The following is a 20,611-nucleotide window of genomic DNA, read 5'->3' on the forward strand; positions in this document are numbered from 1 at the left end:
AGGTTCCTTGTCCCAAGGGGCCTCGAAGTGGGGGCTGATCTCTTTTTTAAAGTATCCGCTAACTTGAACGACTGCAGTTTTTCCGCACAGTGGCTAATAAGCGGTGTATTTTTTAGTTCCGTGGAACATTTACGTGAAACAAGATTATTCGGGTAGTGACAGGCACCGAAAGTTAGAGAAGCAGTTCTTGGTGAAAAAAAAGAAACTGAAAAATAAAATTCATTTTATTTATTGCTACATTGTTTCTTTGAAAAGTGGGATCAGTCCCCCGGTGGAGTAAAGCGTTACTTTAGTGAGGGTCTGACCCCTGAGAAGTAACGCTTTCTAAATTTTTTGTGGAACATTTTGTGAAACAAGATTATTCGGGTTGTGACAGGCACTCCAACAAAGAAGTTAAAAGATGTATATAAAATATGCACAGGTCTATTAACTAAAGAAATTAAAGAAGAAATCGCTTATTTTATTGCTGTGCGTTCCTTTATTATGAAATCATCAAAAACAGGAACTCCTGATTTAAAGGAAGTAAATGAGCGGATTTCTAAACTCTTTGAAAATGCGATTCTTGAAGATGGAGTTATGGTGTTAACGGAAGCTACAACAAACGAAAGCTTTGACCTACTAAACGAAGAGAATATATCAAAGCTTCGCGCCATTCCACAGAAGAATATTGCAACTACAGTTCTGATGAGAGTTATGAAAGAAAAACTGAAAGATGTTAAAAAGAAAAACATGACTGTAAGTAGAAGTTTTTCGGAGCGTTTTGAAAAAATAATAGAAAAGTATCATAATAGGAACGACCATTTAGACGTTTATGAAGTGTTTGAAGAGCTTCTTAAGTTTAAAGAAGAACTAGAAGAAGCCATTAACGAGGGAACACAACTAGGTTTGTCCTATGAAGAAAAAGCGTTCTTTGATGTTCTAGGATCAGATCCAGATATAAAGTCATTACTTCAAGATGAAACCTTACTCAATATTGCAAAAGACTTAGCTAAGACAGTTAAAGAGCATAGATCTCACGATTGGGATAAGAAAGAAAGTGCTCAAGCTCGTATGAGGTTATATATTAAGAAGGTCCTTCGTAAGTGGGATTATCCACCTAACAAAGAACCAAAAGCTGTCGAAGATGTATTAGAACAGGCGAAGTTACAGGCTGCTAATATGTAGATATTAAGAAATGGGGTATTAGAGTGCACAATCTAAGAAGAATTACACCAATGTGCCCAAAGTGTAGAAGACACAATACTTATGATTATATCCCAGAAATGCCTAATCAACATGAGCCCCAATTACAAGCTGATAACTTCTTTCATGAGATTTATTCAATTGGAAATGCAAAGTATTATTGCATTGATTGTAACTATAAGTGGAAAAAGTATATGGGTAAGAAGCCTTATGAAAGAATTAGAGTAATTATTGCATATGTTGGTGGATATCCTGGCCCATATTGTCAGGTGAAAATTGATTTAGCTGAACAAAGAGTTGAACACAATACTGATTACCCTTTTTCAGACGGATTACCAGTCAACGATAGTAGCTATTTATTAGAAGAGGACATAGAATTATTTCTAACCGAACTTCATAAATGCGATTTTGTTAATTGGGCTGAAGAATACAATACATTTGGGCCTGTAATGGATGGTACTCATTGGAGTGTACGTATAGAATTTGATACTCACTGTGAGATTAAAACAGGAGATAATCATTTTCCACCAAAATGGACGAAATTCTGTAAAGCGATCTCTAAGTTGAGTGGAAATGAGTTTTATTAGAATGATGTTGCTTGTTAAATGGCACTCTTAATGAGTGCTTTTTTGTTACCTCTTGGTAGTAGGAATTATTAGGAGATGTGCACTATTTAGGGGTAGCGGGTTATGACTATGAAAAATACCCATCCTGTCTCAGGAATCAAAGAGATTCTAGTACAGAGGAAGTAGTATTTTATCAAAGGGTGTAACTCGTTTAGTGCAAAGCTGGGAACGCGATGATGTTGCTGTTTAATACCTGAATCGCTTCAACTTGTCATTTGCAATAGCGGCATATGTAGATTTGTCCACATATTTTATAACAAGCACCATTGGCCGTGATCGATCTAAACTCATCCGAACCGTTACTGCACTAAGTCGTCCTCCCTTCTCTAAGTCCAGCAATCTAGTCATAAACAGCAGAAAGACCTTGCCTAATGATTACTACTACGTTGTTTTTCTGCATCGGCTCAACTCACCTGACCTGACCTCTTTTTTTGCGTGACTAAAGAACATTCCCATGGTTATTCTTTTCAGTCGTTGATTATATTTTCGCTTCCTACTAAACGTAAGCCATTTGGCAGAGGTGGTGGCTCTAGCCCGTGATAGTATTACCTTATGTTTGTAAAAAAACTTTTCTATAAACTATTGCAACTTTTTATTACTAGTTTTTGGTAAAATAAATATGGGAGTTTTTGTAATGCTTGATTTTAATTAAGGGGGTACATATTTGAATAAGAATATTAAAGTTATTGCCTGTTATAGTGAAATCATGGGGAATAAAATGCCGAAAGAAGATATTATAAAATTAATTAAAAGAGTTCCTTTGTTGTCATCTTTTATTCTCTTGTCACAGATTTCTAGTGATGGTATTGATGAAACAAGAATAAAAGGAGCTTTTAAAGAGTTATATGAAAAATTTGCGGTAGGAATTTTAAATAATAAATCGCTCCCTTCTAATTTACGGGAGCAAGTGTACAAAAATGTAATAACTAAATTTAATCATGAAGTAGAAAATAATGTTGTTTTTTCTCAACAGAGTATTTTGAATTTATGGAAATGGCTACTAGCTTATGGAGATGTTAATAATATAAATTTACTGCAAGAAAAAACAGCTAGCTTGTCTGCGATTACATATCTTGCGCTTGCAACTAATGATTATCTAGACAATGAGAATAGACAAACAACAGAGGAATTACATTCTGAGGTATTTAGTAACGCTTTTTTTAATCATCAAGAGAATACTTATAATACACTTGCTAGAACCATCTTAATTTATACTGAAATCGCAATGAATAAAGCTCTTTACCATGAAAATGAGTTTTTAGATATAAATCATGATTTCTTTAATGCGTTTGGATATTCAATTAAAGAACATATAGGGTTAATTTTTGGTTTAATAGCTTGCTTTTATAAACCTAGAGAGCTTGGCTCTAGATGGTTGCAAAACCCTGAAGTTCTACTTGCCAATCTTAAGTTTAAAGATCAAGCAAAGGACATGTTATCTTCGTTAACAACTAACTTTAAAAGCATATCTATATGGTCTAAACAAAAATTAGACTCAAAATGGGATTTTATGGAATTTAAGAAAACACCTCTAATAAAACTTGAAGATGATCAATTTATGCCATTTAGTCTAAAATTGCTTTATGAACATCTGTTCATGGGTTTGTATCACAAAATAAGGCATATATATCCCGAAGACGATAGTAGTTTCTTAACTTTTTACGGTAAGCCATTCGAAAGATACGCACAAAACTTAGCTCAGAATTCTGTAAATGAATCCAAGTTACCTTATTCAGTAATTACGGAATTTAGATACAAAAAAACTAAAGATTCTCCTGATATTATGATTAGATTGAATAACAAATTATTAGTTATTGAAGTTAAAAGCTATAGATTAACACTATCTTCTATTACCGAAGCAAAAGAAAGTTCCATAAATAGAGATATGGAAAAAATGGTCATATCCCCACTTAAACAAACACACGATAGGATTAAGGAACTTATAGAGATAGATCATGAAACTGTTAAGGGAGTAGAAGAATACTATTTGGTTGTTGTAAACCAAGGTCACTTCCCCACGATCCCATTATTTGAAAGTAGAATTACTCAGGAATTAGAGAGTTATTTTGATACACCTATTAACGGATATTACCACCTAGATATAGAAGAATTTGAAATGCTTTGTAGTCTGATGGAAAAAAGAAGACCTATATTTAAAGTTCTAGATAATAAAAATGGTGAAAAAAATAAGCTACTTCCCTTTAAAACATTTCTTTACAATAACAGTTATCATGTTATGAAAAACAAATCTCTTGTTGATAAGTTTGATCAAATAGTACAAGAACTTGGAACGATATGGTTTGAGCATTTTTCTGAAAATAGAAATAAAAATAACAGGGTGTAATTTAAAATTACTATCCTAGTTACTTTGATAATAATGAAATTTATAACACAAAGCAACTTCCACTCTCACTTGGATAATTGGTATTGAAGGAGGAGTTGAAATATTGGATTGATGGCTTTTGGTTACGAAAAATTAGAATTACAACTCGTAGATGCGGAGGGAGCAGACAATAAAGAGGAAGAAGATTTTCTCAGGAAAAATAGCAAGTAGCTTTTTTACTAAAGAACATAATGTAGCCATAGCTTTAATTGAAAATTTGAGACCTAATTATAAGTATGATTATATAATGGCCATAAGTCATATAAATAGTTTGCTTAATGTTATTAATTTGGATTTACAAGAACCGAGAACTAAGGAGGCTATTGAATATATCAAACGAAATATTGATTCTGCTAAAACTAACATTTTTAAAACAAAAGAACTTCAAGATTGTATGAAATACTTGTAAAAATTAGAGATGATTTTATAAAAAGAATAATGGATAGGGGTTATTTTATGACTACATACCAGTTTACTAAAAACCAACATACTGTTCCAAGGACTTGGCTTCAACATTTTACAACGGGTAGCAGTAGTAAAATACATGTATTTGATACTCAAAAAAATGTTTACGATGGTTCTGAAAATATAAAGAAGGTAAGCTACATTGAAAATTTTTATGATTTTAACCAAGAGATAAACGAACATTTTATAAATAATGGAGTATTCCAGGAACCAGCAGATGAACAGTTTGTTGAAACAAAACTTTTAGCTAGAAAAGTTGAAAATAATTTAGGGACAGTACTACCTCAAATCCTTCAAAAATTGAACCACCATAAAACAAATATTTTAGAAAAAGAACAAAAGAGTGCTTTTTCAGTTCATATTGCTATTCAAATGTTGAGAACAAGTGTGATGAGAGAATTTTTAATCAAATGTTTAAAAAAGATAAATGAGTTAGGAACAAAAGAACAAAGAGAAGAATATCAATTAGATGTAGAAAAAATGAAGGAATTACATCATTATGGAGTATTAACAAACTTGGAACTGATTACGCATTATGCTCAGGACTATTTAAGTAAGTCTTGGGTTTTTCTAAAGCGCGGCAGTGGAAGTATGCCATTTTTTATTTCGGATAACCCGATTGTTTTCGATAGATTTGGGGAGGGTTACAATTATTGCGTTCCATTATCCTCTGATTATTTGCTATTTCTGGTAGATCCAAAGTATAAGGTAACAATTTTTAATAAACCTGTTTTCCCACAAACTAAACCATATAAAGTTGAAAATTTACAAGACTATGAGAATTCAGTTGTAGAAGTTGATGATAAGATAATTTCAAAACTTAACATAAGACAAGTAGAACAATGTGACCACCAAGTATTTGCAAGTGAGAATAGTTTTGCTTGGTTAGGTGGTATTACTATTAACAAAACTGGTATTTCTAAAATAAATCATCCAGATTTTAAAGAAGAGTTTTTTACGAATTTTATTAAAAATTTATTAGAAAAATAAATTTATGTACTCACCAGCACCTCATGTGTTGCCACATACACTCTGGACAAGTGGAGTGCGGAAACAATACAAAATTTTTTATGTATCCGATTCCTGAATGTAAAAGATTTGGGTTCCCACTCAATGAACCTCCACGTTTGCGATTGCCATATATCTAACCGTACAGTAAGTGTTAAAACTGTACGGTTTTTATTATTCTCCCTTAAAGATACGAGACAACTTTTTATGAAACAAGAAAAAAATCTGTACTGCACTGTACCTTAAAATCTCAAGGAAATTTCCTTTCCCTCCATCCTCCTATCTAGTTTATAATATAAAGATGTCGAATTTTGTTTTATTAGGATATTTTCTATAACATTAATGTAAAAGCAAGTAGGTGAGTAAAATAGACATCATTGAAACTAGAGTAAGAGGCTTCATCGCCGACATCCAACACCCAAAACAAAAGAAGAAGATTAATATAAATGATCTGGAACTGCAGCTACGCAGGCTTTTGGATGATTATTTTGATATGGACGGCTATTCGTTGTTTTACCAGGCGATTCAGACCTTACAAGAGGAAGGTCAGCTGACCCCGCTTAAAAACAACCAATATAATGGTAGAACTCCAGCTTTGTCTTTATTTTACTGGGTTAATATCAAAGTTCAGGATACCAAATGGGACCGTCTTGAGATGATGAAATTGAGTGATCGGTTTGATTTTACCTATTATGAAAATCATCCGGAGTGGCAGACGGAAGAGGAATTGAATCGAATTAAGAATTTATATACGTTTCTTCAATCCAGTCAGATACGGGAGATTGTCTCGTTAGAGGAACGAAGCCTTGAGTTGTTTGGGCATGAAAAGTTTTTACTAGACAGCGATCAATTCCCTGAGGGAAAAGGTTTTTTAACCCGAATTGGTGTATCCGAAGAGCAGCTAAAAGTGGTGAACTACGGGGAGCCGTTTGTGTTTTGGATGAAGCAGGGGAAAGAGATTAAGGATATTCAGCGTGTGTTGATTGTTGAGAATCTATCATTCTTTCATACTGCGATTCATCTACTAGAAAACAACCAACTTGATTATGAACCGGAATTGATCATATACGGGGAAGGGACGAAGATTGAGCGGAGCTTTTCGTTTTTCTTTCGGATGTTTCCACCGAAAAACTACCTTTTCTATTATGCAGGCGATTTGGATGCCTCGGGTTATGGAATCCTTATTCGATTGATGGGAAAGTATCCGGAATGTTGTATTGAACCAGCGCTAAAAATTTATCGTAAAATGCTTGAGTGCCTAGACCAAAAGAATGACCAGAAAACCGGTCAAACGCAAAACCTCAAATACCGTGATGCTTTCTTCCACTATTTTACGGAAGAGGAACAAGTTCTTTTACAACAACTATGGGATGAAAATAAGCGAATCCCGCAAGAAGTGTTAACGATCGAAACATGGAGGAGGTGGACACATGAATGAATCTTGGGAAGGATTCGCGCAGCGGATGCAGCGATTAAATCCCCTATTTGAGCTTGGAAGGGGAATGGAGGTAGGCGAGTTGAAGCCCTATCTCCAAACGGTTCTCATGCAAGTGCTGCTGACGATTTTTTATAAAGAGTTGAATGATGATGACGGCAGACGTAAGTCTGATATCCGCTATATGGTCGAAGATGCGATCAAGCAAATGAAGCTATTAGCGGATGATAAGCAAGTTGACCGGATTACCAGTGGGCTTTTGTATCAGGGGAAAGAAGAATATAGTAAGCCGTTTGAAACTCTTTATTACGATGAACTCAGGCAATCTTGGGAAACGCAAACGTTTCGCTATGTCACGATGGATGAATCGTATACAAATTTAGAACTTGGTGGCTCCATTATTTATAAACTCACCGATGTCGCTCAGGAAATGATTTTTATGAGCAGGGAAATGGCGGAGGAATTCTCGATTACGATTGAACAGCTTTATAGCATGCAGCTGATTAAAAATGGAAACTTCCGCAAAGCGACGCGAAACCTCGATCACCTCATTTCACGTGTTAACCGCTTATTGGCAAAAGAATTCACGTTTCAAAAGGAAATGGTTAATAATCCGAAAATCCTTATCATGGAAGAAGAATGGCAGCGAGCCGACAATCGCGAGGAAATTGAAAAGCAATTTGACGAAGAGAAAACTCATTTTCGGACGATTACAAGCATGATTGATAAAACCATCCACACTAATGAAGGCGAGGATTATATTCAGAAAGAATTGATGCTTCTTCAAGAAAAGATTGGCCATACAAGACAATTGCATGACCGTCTTGCCAAGCTCGTCATTCAAAACATTTCCTATGAGATGAAATTAAAAGCGGAAAATCCGTCGTTGTTTTGGGAAACAAGCCTTGTTTCGTTTAAAGAGCATTTTTATGAAAACTGGTTCATGAAAGAGGGCGTAAAAAGCTTCGACACTATTGAGAGTGTGTTGGGGCCGTTATTTTCACCGAAAAACGAATTTATTTTACCTCTTGATTGGATCTGGGGAGAACAGGAATACGATGAAACCCAGGAAACCGATGTGGTCGTTGAGGAAGAGGCAGAAGAAAGTACAGTTCGTCAGCGCGTGACCGACTGGAATTCGGTCATCAAAGCCTGGAGTTATGTGTTTCAATTTTTACAAACGTACGGAGAGTTTTCGTTAGCTGATTTAGCGACCTTGCCATTAGAAGTGCAGGACCTATGGATTGAAGAATCGGAAACAATTGATTTATGGATGATGTTTGATAAAAAGCCACTGAAGGTGCAAGTGCTGCATCGACAGGAAGAAACGATCAGCGATGAGCGGGAGATTCTGCTTTATAAACTGATGCAGGAATATCCACAATTTCAAGTGTTTGAAGGCTCGAAGATTTTTACAAAATTTGACCATCGTGCCGAGCCTTTCCTCTGGCAGCGTATGAAAATTACACCATTTAAAATTTGTGTAGAGGAGGAGAAAGCATGAGTGCAGAAGCGATTAAAAAAGCGTCGGCCGTCTACTTTACGCTTTTAAAAGAGAAAGTCATTGATGAAAATAGTGAGCATTTCCAGACGTATTTTGACCCGGAAGTCCGACAGACTGTTCTGTTGTTAGCTGACGAATCGGGTACATATATCATCGAATCGGCAAAACGAATTCAATTGGTCGTCCAGCCAACTGGCTCGGTGTTTGCGACGAATTTTACCCATATGAAAGACAAGCATAAGCAAATTGAAACGAAAAAACACTTTCATCTAATTAGTGTTGTGATTATGGCGTTTTTAGCGAGTATTGACCGAAACCAGGCCGCGAAAATTCGTTCGCAGCGTGAAGGAATCAGCTTTTATGGATTGGAACGGCAAGTAAACGATCTGATTATGAACTGGGACAATATGCTAAAAACAAATCCTTCGTTTGGAGAAACGGAAAAAATCGATATGAAGGAAGTCGTGACAACGTGGAAGTACATGGAAGTAGATACCGATGATTTTGGCGGCATGAAAAAGGCCAATCGCCGCACGAGAATCGGCTTAATTACGACAGCGATGCGCTTGTTAGAAACCGAGGGACTGATCGTTGTCCTCGACCGCGACGAGATTCCAAAAGGGATTCCCAAACAAGAGCTATTTGAGCGGATTGAATACTTGTACCACGATTATGATCGGTATGAAATGTTTAAGAAATTAGTGACAACAGAGGAGGAAGCTGAGCATGCCGAAAATCAATCGAATTAGAATTGTTGGCCTCAAGTATGATGGCATGCAAAAGCAATACAAAGATACTGTTTTTAACTTCCATAATGAGAAGACGTCAACCAATGGGTTGATCTCGATGATGAATGGTGGCGGAAAAGGGGTATTCTTGCAAACCATCTTCCAGATCCTCAAACCGGGTACGTCATGGGGAAAGCAAAACAATCGTTATTATCAGCAATTCTTTTTTAATCATAAAGAGCAGTTTATCCCTTATACCTTTCATGTCGCCATTCAATGGGAATTGGACGGTGCCGACCACAGGCATCTTATCACCGGCGGAATGTTCTCAGCCGAGCAGCGGATTTCGATGAGTGATGATACCGAAAATGAAAAGAAAACCTTAGAACAAGAAGCGAAAATTCTTCCGAATATTACTTTTTATACGAGAGAGTTTGAGCGCCAAGAAGAGGCAGCGCTAGAGCATATCCCTCTGTTTGAAAATGAGGAAACGGCCGATACCGAGGGCTTGAAGGACTATTTAAAGTGGAATGGCTATGATGTTTACCGCGATACGAAGAAGCATTATCGCATCCTTGATACGTATGGAATTGACCGCAAAGACTGGGATATTTTAAAGGATATCAATAAGGATGAAGGTGGCGTCGGCAAATACTTTGAGGGCGCCGAGGATGATCATTCGTTGTTCCAAAAGCGAATTATCCCGACGGTCAGTCAGGTGTTGCATCGAACTGAGCATCAGAAAAACGACCTTGTGGAGATTTTTAAAAGTCAGGCAAGTATTGCGAAGGACCTGCCTGTGCTGTTAAAACGAGAGCAAGCGCATAAAGAGTTTTTAGAAGACATTGTCCCGTTTGAAGACCACTTAGTAACTGGAATTCAGCATAAGGAAGTGGTTGATGAAAGCATTAAGGTTGGTCGACAATTGCTAGGTGCGTTGGAGCATTTGTTGCAAGCGGAAAGAGAAACGCTTGTTACGTTAGAAAAAGACCTTGAAAAATTAATGGTGAAGCAAGACGAATTGCGCTTTCAAAAAGACAATTTAGAGTTTGCTAAAGCACATCGCGAGGTTCGCGATTGGGAGAAGAAGTTAGCGGAAGAACAGAAGAAGCATGAAGCGTTACAAGAGGTTGTTCAAGCGAAACAAGACCGAAAAGATGAGCTTGCTTTTCAAGTGCTATTGAAAGAGTGGAGTGAAAACGAGCAAAGCATTCGTGCGCTTTCTCAGCAGATTGCGAAGTTGGAACAGAATAGTGGCTTAGAGCAAGTGAATCAACGCATGGATGAAATTAAAGCAGAAGCGGCCAAGCAATGGGAAGAATCATCTTTAGCGATGAAAGAAGCGATCAAGCAATATTTTGCTTATCAAAAGTTTTTAAAGAAGAAAGCAACCGAGCTGTCGAAACAGGATAAGCAAAAGACAACAGAGGTTGCCAAGCTGAAAACGGAAATCGATTTTCTCTATACGCAAATCCATACCTTTGAGTCGAAGGAAACTACCCTTATCAAGGAATTTGGGGACCGGTTAACTTATGACTTAAAAGGCTTTGTGGAAAGCTTGGCGAAACAGATTGAAGACAAAGAAAAGCTGTTAACTGATTTGCAAGCAAAAGAGAAAGCTTCGAATGAAAAGCAAAATGATTTGGCCACGCAGCATGGAACGATGGTTCAATCGATTGAGTTTTCGGAAGAGAAATGTGAAGAATTAAAAGCAGATAATGAGCAGCAAAAGCAAAAAGAAGCGAAACTCGTTGATAAACTTCATGGGTTGCTGGCTGAAGTTACTGAGCCGTTAACCAATGCTTTGTTGTCAAAGTATAGTCTACAAATCGAGGAATTGCTCGCCGAGAATCGCCAACAGGCGGAGGAACTGAAGAAAGAACTTTGGGAAAACCAGCTTGATCATTCATTAAACGATGAGCCATTTTGGATTGCCAATAAAGACGTCAAAGAGTTAAAAGAATGGATCGATGAGAAGACAGGCATCGATGTGTTTTATGGAACGCAATTTCTGCAATCCTTAAGTCCAGAAGAAATGGCGAAATCTCTGATGACATATCCACTTCTACCATTCGGGTTAGTCGTAAGCAGGCAGCAATGGCAGAAGATCAATCAGCAGGTTCTTTCAGGACGGATGTTTAAAAGTCCGGTTCCGATTTTCATGCGCGAGGAAATGAACAATGAAACGGATGCAGCCTCGTTTGTGATGGTCAATGGAACGGAGCATGAGCTTTTAACTGATAAAAATCAGTTTACCAACTGGAAAATTCAAATTGCGAAACAACTAGACGAAAAGAAAGAAACGCTGGAAGAAATCGAGAAAACAGAAACGTCATTAAGACGGATTTTAAAAGAAATGGATCGGTTTTTATCTAATGACCTATCCAGTGAAATTGAAAGAGCGTTGACTCAAGAACAGAATGTGCTCGCTGCAAAGAAAACGAAATTACAGGAAATCAATACCCAACAAGAGAAAGAAAAAGAATTGCAGCTTCAGCTAAAAGAACAGCGGAAGAAAGCGATGCAAAAGGTCGAAAAGCTTTCCAAAGATGTGGAAACTTTAACTGCGTTTGAAGCGGAGAAAGAGCTGCACCAAGAAAACAAGCGCGTGAAGCTAGAGAAAGAGAAACAACTAGAAGCCTTGGTTAAGCAGCAGCAAGAAGTTAGTAGTGAGTATGAAAGTGTCGTGAATCAACAAAACGACTGGAATCAAACCTATGTCGAATGGAAGCTAACCACCGAACAAAGTATTAAAAGAATCTCGTTCTTTATTGAAGCGGCTGCGTTTCCTACCGAGGAAAAAGCGGAAGCTTCTGAAGAGGTGCCGCGTTTATCATCCAAGATTTTAGAAGAAATCAATGGAAGCATTGGTGAGCTCAAACAGCTTCATAAGTCAAAGGAAGAACAAGCAAGTGAATTAATCAAGATTCAAGCGACAAAGGATTCTGAACAAAAGCAGCAAAAGAAACTAGAGAAAAAACTCCAGGCTCTAAATGAAGAATGGAAAGAAGCAGTCGAGCCAGATGAACCGATTAGCATCCTCGAAAATATGCTACAAACGGCAAGTAAGGATGTAAAGGCAGCGGAAAAAGAAGAACGTGAGCAAGGAACGGCTGTCACGGTAGCTGAAACGTCTTTTAAGCATGCGACCGAGCAGCGTGAAAAGGCAGGAAAGAAGGTTGCCAAGCACGAGAAGCAGCCGGAAGAATGGGAAGAACATGATTTAGAGGTCAAGGAAGTTGAAATTAAAGACCAAACGAAGCTCACGAAAAAAGACATCAAGGACACAGAGAAACAGCAAAAAGAAGCTGAAAATAATATCACCAATTATGAAGGCGATTTGTTTACTTTATCTGTCGTGCTAAAAGAGGAAGCAGCTAGCTTTACCGATGAGGATGTCGAAAAGATTAAGAGTCAAGGAAAGAAATGCATCTTAGCCTGGTGTGATGACCATCAAGGGATTCAAGAAGAAGGCAAAGAAAAGCATGCGAAAATCGAACAATCATTAAGGAATCTTAAGCTTGCGATTGAAGGCAAGGATTGGGAGATTCGTTTTAAAAATGAAGTGTTAACGACACTTGATCATATGGATACACGGCATTATCACCATATCCAAAATGTCGTGAAAAACATGAAGCGTTTTTCACAGAGTGGTTTGGAACAATTGGAGCGCGATAAGGAAAGAGCAGAAAAGGCGCAAAACTTCTGGGCTAGTCGTGCCAGCATGAAAGTGATGGGAATTTCCGAAGCGATTCGCTCAATGATTGCTAAAATGAAGTTGAAAAATGAACGAGGTTCGTTCCCGCTCGTTCAGCTGAAAGAAGATATTTTACCGAAAAAAGCAGAAGAGATTGAGCCACTTCTGAAACAGCATTTCGTTTCAGCGATTAATAAAATAACGAAACAATTTGATCGCATTGATGACCATAATCGCGAATTAGATACTGAGATCAAACAACTGATTAGCGATGAGCAAATTTTATTTGTATCGTTACGAAATCAATATCCTGAACTCCTTGTTTATAACATGCGAACTGATAATGCGTTTATGTACGGGAAACCGCAAAGAGAGCATTATTCCACTTGGCAGACGATTAACCAAGGATCGAAGACGAAATCTGATGGTAGTGGTGGACAAAAGCTATCGGCCCGGATGGTGATGATGATGATGTTATTATCTGTTAAGGGTGAAACCGATCAAAGCTGGGTTCCGTTAGTCGTCGATAATCCATTTGGACAAGCGGCATCTGCACACGTTCTTGATCCGATTTTCGCTGTGGCGGAGAAGCTGAAGTTCCAATTTATTGTCGTGACGCCGCCTGAACTGGTGAAGACGGAAATCAGTCAACGATTTGATGCGTATTATAAATTGGACTTTATACGTGAAAAAGGGAAAGAAATTGTATCGGATACGATTGTTCCGGCATTTCGGATTTATCAGGGCGAAGAAGTGACACAATAAATTTAAGTTAGGGACAGTCCTTGGAACCTAGCTTATAGCACCCACTTATCCTTATGGTAAGTGGTTTTTTTCGTCTTCAACTGACGGATAGGTTCAGGAAGGAGCACATAGTATCATCAAAACTGAAAACAATACCAGAGAGGTGGTATTATTTTTGTTTTACTTTACCCATTTCGCTAGGATCTCTAACTGTAAAAGGAGACGAAAGTATGCAAAATATTCCTGACAAGGTTCATATCGGTGAATTAATAGCTGTTTCCCAGGTCTTTAAACTAAATCCTTTTCAGATGGTCACATTACTAGAGGATGGTTTAATGGAAGTATTCGAAACGAAGGAAGCTTTTTATGAAAAACACGGAAAGAAAGACGATTATGATGAACTAGATGATTGGTGTGAATTAAATAATGGGAAGATTTTTACTAAACCAAAATAAGGGGTGGTGGAACATCATAACCGTATGGGTTTAGGGGCCCCCCTATGCGTTTAACTTATAATTAGGGAACCAATCCTTCACACAAATATAACGCTACAAACAATACATTCCAGCCTCCCTAAACTAGTATAGGGGTAGCCTAACTTGTTAATCCTATAAGTAAGGGAGGTGTTAACTATGGCATTAGATGTACTATGCGAAGTAAATAGCTGTGTTCATAACATCAAAAATGAAAACAAATGTGGAGCAGATCAAATTTATGTAGTAAACCACAAGGAGAAAAACGCTTCTACTAGTGGTGAAACAGACTGCAAAACGTTTGAACCTGCGGGTCTTTAATTTTTTTATCAAGCGACAATCATGGGAGTGGTTGTCGCTTGATTTATGTTTATTATTGATAATGATTATCAATATTATACATGTCATTTTCATTTTTTTAATCATTGATCATTCTGAATATGGGTTCTAAGACAATGTTGATATAATACTATGGGTGTAGAGCGAAAAAAGAACCGCTCATAATTTTCTTTTCAATCTTCTATTTTCCCTTATATTAATAAACCCCCAGATTGTAAACATAAGCCAAAACCCACTAATTAAATAGGCTCCTATGATATCACTTGGATAGTGAACACCTAGATATATACGACTTGTTCCAATGATAATAATGAAAATAGCACTTAGAATGATTAACATAATTCGCCCACTTTGTTTGGGAATATGCCTCCATAATAAAAAACCGATGATGCCATACAATGAAAGTGCCGCCATGGAGTGTCCGCTAGGAAAACTGAAATTCTCTTCTATTACCATTTGATAAAAGGTCGGGCGGCCTCTTTGGAAATAATCCTTTAGTAACACATTTAATGCGGTTGAACCAATTAACACTATCGTAAAGAGAAGTAACTCAACTCGTTGATGAAACACCTTATATAGGATGGCTAGTATGATTAACGAAATAATGATTACTTGGATGGTATCTCCAATAAAACTAAAGAAGTTCATGACAGTAGTTATGAAGGGATGTTCTAATCCTTGTATCGATTTAATGATTTGAATATCGAAGTGTTTTACGAAAATAGAATCATATGTATTAGCTACTAAAACAAACAATCCCAAACAGAGTATACTTAGCAAAAATAAAAAGTTGTATATAGTTCTCAATTATTATCCTCCAACTTACATGGCTTTAATTTTCTATTTTAGACCCGTTCCCTATTTCTCAAACCCTTACTAGTATCTGCTTCATGTGATTTTTAATGCCAATCATTAAATGCCTTGTTAGGTATTCGTTCTTTTAGTTAGGGAAACTCAGTCATTTATCAAAGCAAACAAGACATTGACAAAAAAGAATAGGGGGTTTACAATTATCTCATATTCAAGATATTTTAATTAAGAGTATTTTGTTTCACGTTGTTTGTTGTTTTTTTTAGATTAATATCTCGAATTGAAGATATTAAGGTGTAAATGGAAAGGGGGGGTTACCTTTGGGAAAGCAAACAATGGGAATCCACCATATCACAGCAATCGTTGGTCATCCTCAAGAGAATGTTGATTTTTATGTGGGTGTCTTAGGTTTGCGTTTGGTGAAACAGACAGTCAATTTTGATGATCCGGGTACTTATCATCTTTATTTTGGAAATGAAGGTGGAAAGCCAGGAGCGATCATTACCTTCTTTCCGTGGGCGGGAGCAGAACAAGGAAGGATAGGCGGCGGCCAAGTAGGAGTTACGTCCTATGTTGTTCCAATAGGAGCCATGGCTTTTTGGAGAAAAAGGCTAGAAAAGTTCAGCATTCCTTTTACAATGGCGGAACGTTTTGGCGAGGAGTATTTAACGTTCGATGACCCGCACGGCCTTCACTTGGAAGTTGTCGAAAGAGAAGAAGGGGAATCTAATTCTTGGAGCTTTGGTGAGGTCACACCTGAGGTGGCCATCAAAGGGTTTGGTGGAGCGACGCTCTTATCAACCCGGCCGAACAAAACGGGTGAATTATTAGAAAAAACATTGGGTCTTGAATTTGTCGGCAAAGAAGGGGACTTCGCTCGTTATCGTTCCTCTGCTGAGATTGGAAATATCATTGACTTAAAATTAACTTCGATTGGGCGCGGTCAAATGGGGGTAGGAACGGTTCATCATATTGCCTGGAGAGCAATAGATAATGAGGATCAACTAGATTGGCAAAAACACATGGCAGCGAACGGATATGGAGTCACTTCTGTTCGTGATCGGAACTATTTTCAAGCGATTTACTTTAGAGAGCATGGGGAGATTCTATTTGAAATTGCCACAGATCCTCCAGGATTTGCTCACGATGAATCACTTGAAACCATGGGTGAGAAATTGATGTTGCCATCTCAGTATGAACCACATCGAGAGAAGATTGAAAGAGCATTGCTTCCGTTTGAAGTTAGAGAATTAGATTAACTGTAAGAATTCTAAATCAGACAGTGGAGTAATTTCATTTTAATAGATTACTAAACAACAATCGGGGGTATACAACAATGGGGATTCTATCCAAACTATTTGGAAATTCAACAATAAAGGAGACAGAGAAAATGGAAAATGTTAAAGTAGCAGTGGTATTTTACAGCATGGGTGGAACGAACTATCAATTAGCAAAGTGGGCTGAAGAGGGAGCAAAAGAAGCAGGTACAGAGGTAAGAGTATTAAAAGTAGAAGAGTTAGCCCCTGATTCAGTTATTGAAGGAAATGAAGCATGGAAAGCAACGGTAAATGCAACAAAAGACGTACCAGTAGCGACAAGCGATGATCTTGAATGGGCAGACGCGATTATTTTCAGCGTGCCGACTCGATTTGGTAACATGCCAGCTCAAATGAAGCAGTTCCTTGATACACAAGGTGGTCTATGGGCAACTGGGAAAACAGTGAACAAAGTCGTTAGTGCGATGACATCGGCACAAAATCCACATGGTGGTCAGGAAGCGACGCTTCTTTCCTTATATACTTCGATGATGCATTGGGGTGCAATTATCGCGACTCCTGGTTATACAGATCCTGTTCTATTTGCAGCAGGCGGAAATCCATATGGTACAAGTGTAACAGTTGGTCAAGACGGGAAAATGGTTGAAGATGTTCAAGGGGCGGTTAAACATCAAGCAAAACGTACCGTCACTGTCGCAGAGTGGGTAAAGAAGGGCAATCAATAATTGGAAAAATACCAAAGCTAATCGACAAGTTCGATTAGCTTTTTTTGCGGTTAAGCTTTCCTATGACCCTAGTCCATTCGTTTTTAAATAACTTACATATGCTAGTACTAACACTTTTTAAATGAAGGATGTGATTGAATTGCCTGTAATCATTGGATCGGTTTATATTGGAAAAATTGAAGGCGGGACCGTACATTTCGGTGATGTACGAAATTGTTCACCTAACAACAGTTCAGAATCAGTTAGTGGACAAGGGGAGGACAATAGTGGAGGGTATGTTTATACAAATAATGGAGTAAATGAGAGGAATCGTTTCGAGCGTTAGTAATTGTAAATTTAAAGATTTCCTTAAAAGCGTACAAGCTGCTGTACGTTTTATTTTTGTTTTAGCCACCTCGTTCCAGCTCTTATCATATAACTGGGACCTTATAATGTACTCCCGTGTTTTGTTCCATTGAGTCTTGACCAATGGGAAAAGTATTAAAGGATAAAACGCAACAGTAGACCACTTCTTCCATCCTTGATATAATATTATTTCGGTTTTCGAAAGGAAGGATAGTTGTGAAAAGTGGTTTGCTTTTTTTCGCTCAATTGTTTTTGCTCTGGGCGATATATCAAGTTTCATCCTATATTGTGAGTTTCTTTGATTTGGCATTGCCTGCAAGTGTGTTGGGGATGATTCTTTTATATGTTCTCTTGTCCAACGGCATAGTTAAATTACAGTATATTGAAAAAGCTGCATCATTTTTACTCAAGCATCTCTCATTGTTTTTTGTTCCGTTTGCAGTCGGGTTAATGGATTATGGCGGATTGATTCAGACAAGCGGCCTCCAATTAATTGCGATGATTGCGGGTAGTACCGTCATCGGTTTATTGATAACAGGGGGATTAACACAATTTTTATCAACGAAGAAAACAGCAAAGGAAAAAATCCATCATGAACAACCACACTCTCATTTTCACTCTCATTAGTGTAGTGCTGACCATTATTGTGTATATGGGGGCTAGCAAACTATCGCGGGTGGTCCGGTCTCCGTTCACAACACCAATTTTGACAACAACGATTCTTATGATTGCTATCCTTCAGTTTTCGGGGATAAGTTTTGACGAGTATGCTCCTGCGAAAGACTGGATTACCTCCTTGCTTGGCCCAGCCACTGTTGCTCTTGGGGTTCCTTTGTATAAAAATAAAGACATCATCAAGGAAAAATTAATGCCAGCAGCTCTTGGACTAATCATCGGAACACTGGCAACGATTGTTTCTGCTGTATGGTTATCAAAGGCATTTCACTTATCTGAAACGATTCAGGCTGCGTCTGCGGTTAAGGCCGTCACGACTCCGGTCGCGATTGAAACGGTGATGATTATTGGTGGCGATCCTACTTTAGCGGCGGCTTTTGTTATTGCCTCAGGGATATTTGGGGCAGTATTTGCCCCTGCGATATTAACACTGGTGAAGATCTCGGATCCCTTTTCACGGGGACTTAGTGTCGGAACGGTTTCTCACGGGATTGGCACCAGTCAGGTAATGGCAGAAGGCCCGATTCAAGGGGCAGTCTCGAGTGTGGCAATGGGGACAGCCGCGATTATCACACCTGTTGTGCTTCCATTGTTGTATCGTTTTCTTTGAGGGCGGGACAGACATAGTTCCCTGAACAACAAATTAGTTGAGTTGTTGTAAAATTTGCTCTTTTAATCTACTCCATCCTGAATTATAGTAAGAATAATACTTTATAAGAATATTAATTCTTTTTATACTTGGAGGATACGATGAAATATATTAGCACTCGTGGAAACGTAACGGATATAGGCTTTATTGATTCAGTCATGATGGGACTTGCAAATGATGGGGGTCTATTGGTTCCAGAGAAAATCCCGCAGATCCCAGAAGAAAAGCTACAAGCAATGTCGAAACTGAGCTATCAAGAATTAGCATACGAAATCATTTCTTATTATGTAGATGGTGAAATTCCCGAAAATGATCTGAAGGATTTAATACAAAAAAGCTATGCAACCTTCCGTCACCCGGAAGTAACACCTGTTCAAAAGGTGAAGGATAATATGTTTGTATTAGAACTCTTCCATGGTCCAACCTTTGCTTTTAAGGATGTCGCTCTTCAATTCTTAGGGAATCTGTATTCATATATAGCCAAGAAGACGGGAGAAACCATTAATATTCTTGGAGCTACTTCAGGTGATACAGGTGCCTCCGCCATTGAAGGGGTAAGAGGAAAAGAAGGAATTCGTATTTGTATTTTGCACCCACATGGAAGAGTAAGTAAAGTACAAGAACTGCAAATGACAACGGTCAATGACGAAACCGTTTTAAATTTGGCGATAAAAGGGACGTTTGACGATGGTCAACGAATCATTAAGGAAATCTTCGCCGATTTGGAATTTAAAAATAAATACCATCTTCGTGCCATCAATTCGATTAATTTTGCCCGTATCTTAGCGCAAACGGTTTATTACTTTTATGCGTATTTCCAAGTGGCCAAGGAGACAGGTGCCAAAACTGTAAACTTCAGTGTGCCTACCGGAAATTTCGGGGATATCTTTGCCGGTTTCTTAGCTAAAAAGATGGGTCTTCCCGTTGGCAAACTGATTGTTGCAACAAACGAAAATAATATACTAGAACGTTTTATCGAAGAAGGAGTTTACCAACCAGGTGAGTTCCACAGCACGTATAGTCCTTCGATGGATATCCAGGTAGCGAGTAATTTTGAGCGGTACCTATACTACTTGCTTGGCGAAAATCCAAAAGCCGTTTCTGATTTAATGAAACAATTTAAGACTGAAGGCAAAATTGTTGTCGGTGAGGAACTGCTTGGCCAGGTGAAAGAGGATTATGCAGCTTATGGAGTCTCCGGAAAAGAATGCCTGCAAACGATTAAGTCTTATTATGGTGAAAGTGGGTATTTATTGGATCCACATACTTCATGTGGTGTGGCAGCCTTTGAACAGCGTAATCATACTGGCGAGGTCTGTGTGACCCTTTCAACCGCCCATCCTGCAAAATTTAATGAGTCGATTGCCCTTTGTGACATCGAGCAGGAGTATCCTGAACAAATACATCAATTATTTGATCGACCACAATATCTAGAAGTGGTTGAGGCTGACAATGAGGAAATTTCACAGAAATTAGAGGAGCATTTTCGCTCCACAAGTGTATCTATTTGATAGTGATAGACCGGGAATGCTGCTGTGTTCTCGGT

General features: G+C 38.0%; 17 protein-coding genes. 16 read left to right on the plus strand and 1 reads right to left on the minus strand.

Annotated elements, in window-relative coordinates; genetic code table 11:
• Positions 1 to 369 precede the first annotated feature (369 nt).
• From BMX30_RS06390 to BMX30_RS06435, 10 genes are all read left to right on the plus strand, one after another.
• Positions 370 to 1,164: a DUF3387 domain-containing protein gene (locus BMX30_RS06390; protein WP_244532512.1), complete on the plus strand. Its 795-nt coding sequence runs from the start codon at positions 370 to 372 to the stop codon at positions 1,162 to 1,164.
• Positions 1,165 to 1,214: 50 nt separating this feature from the next.
• Positions 1,215 to 1,769: a hypothetical protein gene (locus tag BMX30_RS06395; RefSeq protein ID WP_139195380.1), complete on the plus strand. Its 555-nt coding sequence runs from the start codon at positions 1,215 to 1,217 to the stop codon at positions 1,767 to 1,769.
• A gap of 703 nt (positions 1,770 to 2,472) precedes the next feature.
• Positions 2,473 to 4,152 (plus strand): nuclease-related domain-containing protein, encoded by a 1,680-nt coding sequence (locus tag BMX30_RS06400; protein WP_090742441.1) that lies wholly within the window; start codon positions 2,473 to 2,475, stop codon positions 4,150 to 4,152.
• A 495-nt stretch (positions 4,153 to 4,647) separates the two neighbouring features.
• Positions 4,648 to 5,646 (plus strand): DUF4238 domain-containing protein, encoded by a 999-nt coding sequence (locus tag BMX30_RS06405; RefSeq protein ID WP_170843807.1) that lies wholly within the window; start codon positions 4,648 to 4,650, stop codon positions 5,644 to 5,646.
• A gap of 376 nt (positions 5,647 to 6,022) precedes the next feature.
• Positions 6,023 to 7,102, plus strand: a complete 1,080-nt coding sequence (locus tag BMX30_RS06410; protein WP_090742447.1) for a Wadjet anti-phage system protein JetD domain-containing protein — start codon at positions 6,023 to 6,025, stop codon at positions 7,100 to 7,102.
• Positions 7,095 to 8,603 carry a hypothetical protein gene (locus BMX30_RS06415; RefSeq protein ID WP_090742450.1) on the plus strand — a complete coding sequence of 503 codons (1,509 nt, stop codon included), beginning with the start codon at positions 7,095 to 7,097 and terminating at the stop codon, positions 8,601 to 8,603. The genes BMX30_RS06410 and BMX30_RS06415 overlap by 8 nt, the downstream gene beginning before the upstream one ends.
• The gene (locus BMX30_RS06420) at positions 8,600 to 9,352 is read left to right on the plus strand and encodes a DUF6063 family protein (protein ID WP_090742454.1); all 753 of its coding nucleotides are present in this window, start codon (positions 8,600 to 8,602) and stop codon (positions 9,350 to 9,352) included. The genes BMX30_RS06415 and BMX30_RS06420 overlap by 4 nt, the downstream gene beginning before the upstream one ends.
• On the plus strand, positions 9,330 to 13,793 hold the full coding sequence (locus BMX30_RS06425) for a coiled-coil domain-containing protein (RefSeq protein WP_090742458.1): 4,464 nt from the start codon (positions 9,330 to 9,332) through the stop codon (positions 13,791 to 13,793). The genes BMX30_RS06420 and BMX30_RS06425 overlap by 23 nt, the downstream gene beginning before the upstream one ends.
• Before the next feature lie 209 nt (positions 13,794 to 14,002).
• Positions 14,003 to 14,227, plus strand: coding sequence for a hypothetical protein (locus BMX30_RS06430; protein WP_090742462.1), 225 nt, complete (start codon positions 14,003 to 14,005; stop codon positions 14,225 to 14,227).
• Between the two features lie 177 nt (positions 14,228 to 14,404).
• Positions 14,405 to 14,566: a DUF1540 domain-containing protein gene (locus tag BMX30_RS06435; protein WP_090742464.1), complete on the plus strand. Its 162-nt coding sequence runs from the start codon at positions 14,405 to 14,407 to the stop codon at positions 14,564 to 14,566.
• A gap of 177 nt (positions 14,567 to 14,743) precedes the next feature.
• Here BMX30_RS06435 and BMX30_RS06440 read toward each other — a convergent pair whose 3' ends face one another.
• Positions 14,744 to 15,391, minus strand: a complete 648-nt coding sequence (locus BMX30_RS06440; protein ID WP_090742467.1) for a phosphatase PAP2 family protein — start codon at positions 15,389 to 15,391, stop codon at positions 14,744 to 14,746.
• Positions 15,392 to 15,714: 323 nt separating this feature from the next.
• Between BMX30_RS06440 and BMX30_RS06445 the strand changes: the two genes are divergently transcribed.
• The 6 genes from BMX30_RS06445 (at position 15,715) to thrC (ending at position 20,576) form a co-directional block, all read left to right on the plus strand.
• Positions 15,715 to 16,653, plus strand: a complete 939-nt coding sequence (locus tag BMX30_RS06445; RefSeq protein ID WP_090742470.1) for a ring-cleaving dioxygenase — start codon at positions 15,715 to 15,717, stop codon at positions 16,651 to 16,653.
• Positions 16,654 to 16,784: 131 nt separating this feature from the next.
• Positions 16,785 to 17,396 (plus strand): NAD(P)H:quinone oxidoreductase, encoded by a 612-nt coding sequence (gene wrbA / locus BMX30_RS06450; RefSeq protein WP_090742760.1) that lies wholly within the window; start codon positions 16,785 to 16,787, stop codon positions 17,394 to 17,396.
• A gap of 139 nt (positions 17,397 to 17,535) precedes the next feature.
• Positions 17,536 to 17,721 carry a spore germination protein gene (locus tag BMX30_RS06455; RefSeq protein WP_090742473.1) on the plus strand — a complete coding sequence of 62 codons (186 nt, stop codon included), beginning with the start codon at positions 17,536 to 17,538 and terminating at the stop codon, positions 17,719 to 17,721.
• A gap of 236 nt (positions 17,722 to 17,957) precedes the next feature.
• Complete coding sequence (locus BMX30_RS06460) at positions 17,958 to 18,368, plus strand: CidA/LrgA family protein (RefSeq protein WP_244532513.1); 411 nt, start codon at positions 17,958 to 17,960, stop codon at positions 18,366 to 18,368.
• Entirely contained in the window at positions 18,334 to 19,026 is a 693-nt protein-coding gene (locus tag BMX30_RS06465; protein WP_090742479.1) for an LrgB family protein, read from the plus strand. The genes BMX30_RS06460 and BMX30_RS06465 overlap by 35 nt, the downstream gene beginning before the upstream one ends.
• A 140-nt stretch (positions 19,027 to 19,166) precedes the next feature.
• Positions 19,167 to 20,576, plus strand: a complete 1,410-nt coding sequence (gene thrC / locus BMX30_RS06470; protein ID WP_090742482.1) for a threonine synthase — start codon at positions 19,167 to 19,169, stop codon at positions 20,574 to 20,576.
• Positions 20,577 to 20,611 lie beyond the last annotated feature (35 nt).

The organism is Mesobacillus persicus, assembly GCF_900109925.1.
In the GTDB taxonomy this organism is placed as follows: domain Bacteria; phylum Bacillota; class Bacilli; order Bacillales; family Cytobacillaceae; genus Mesobacillus_B; species Mesobacillus_B persicus.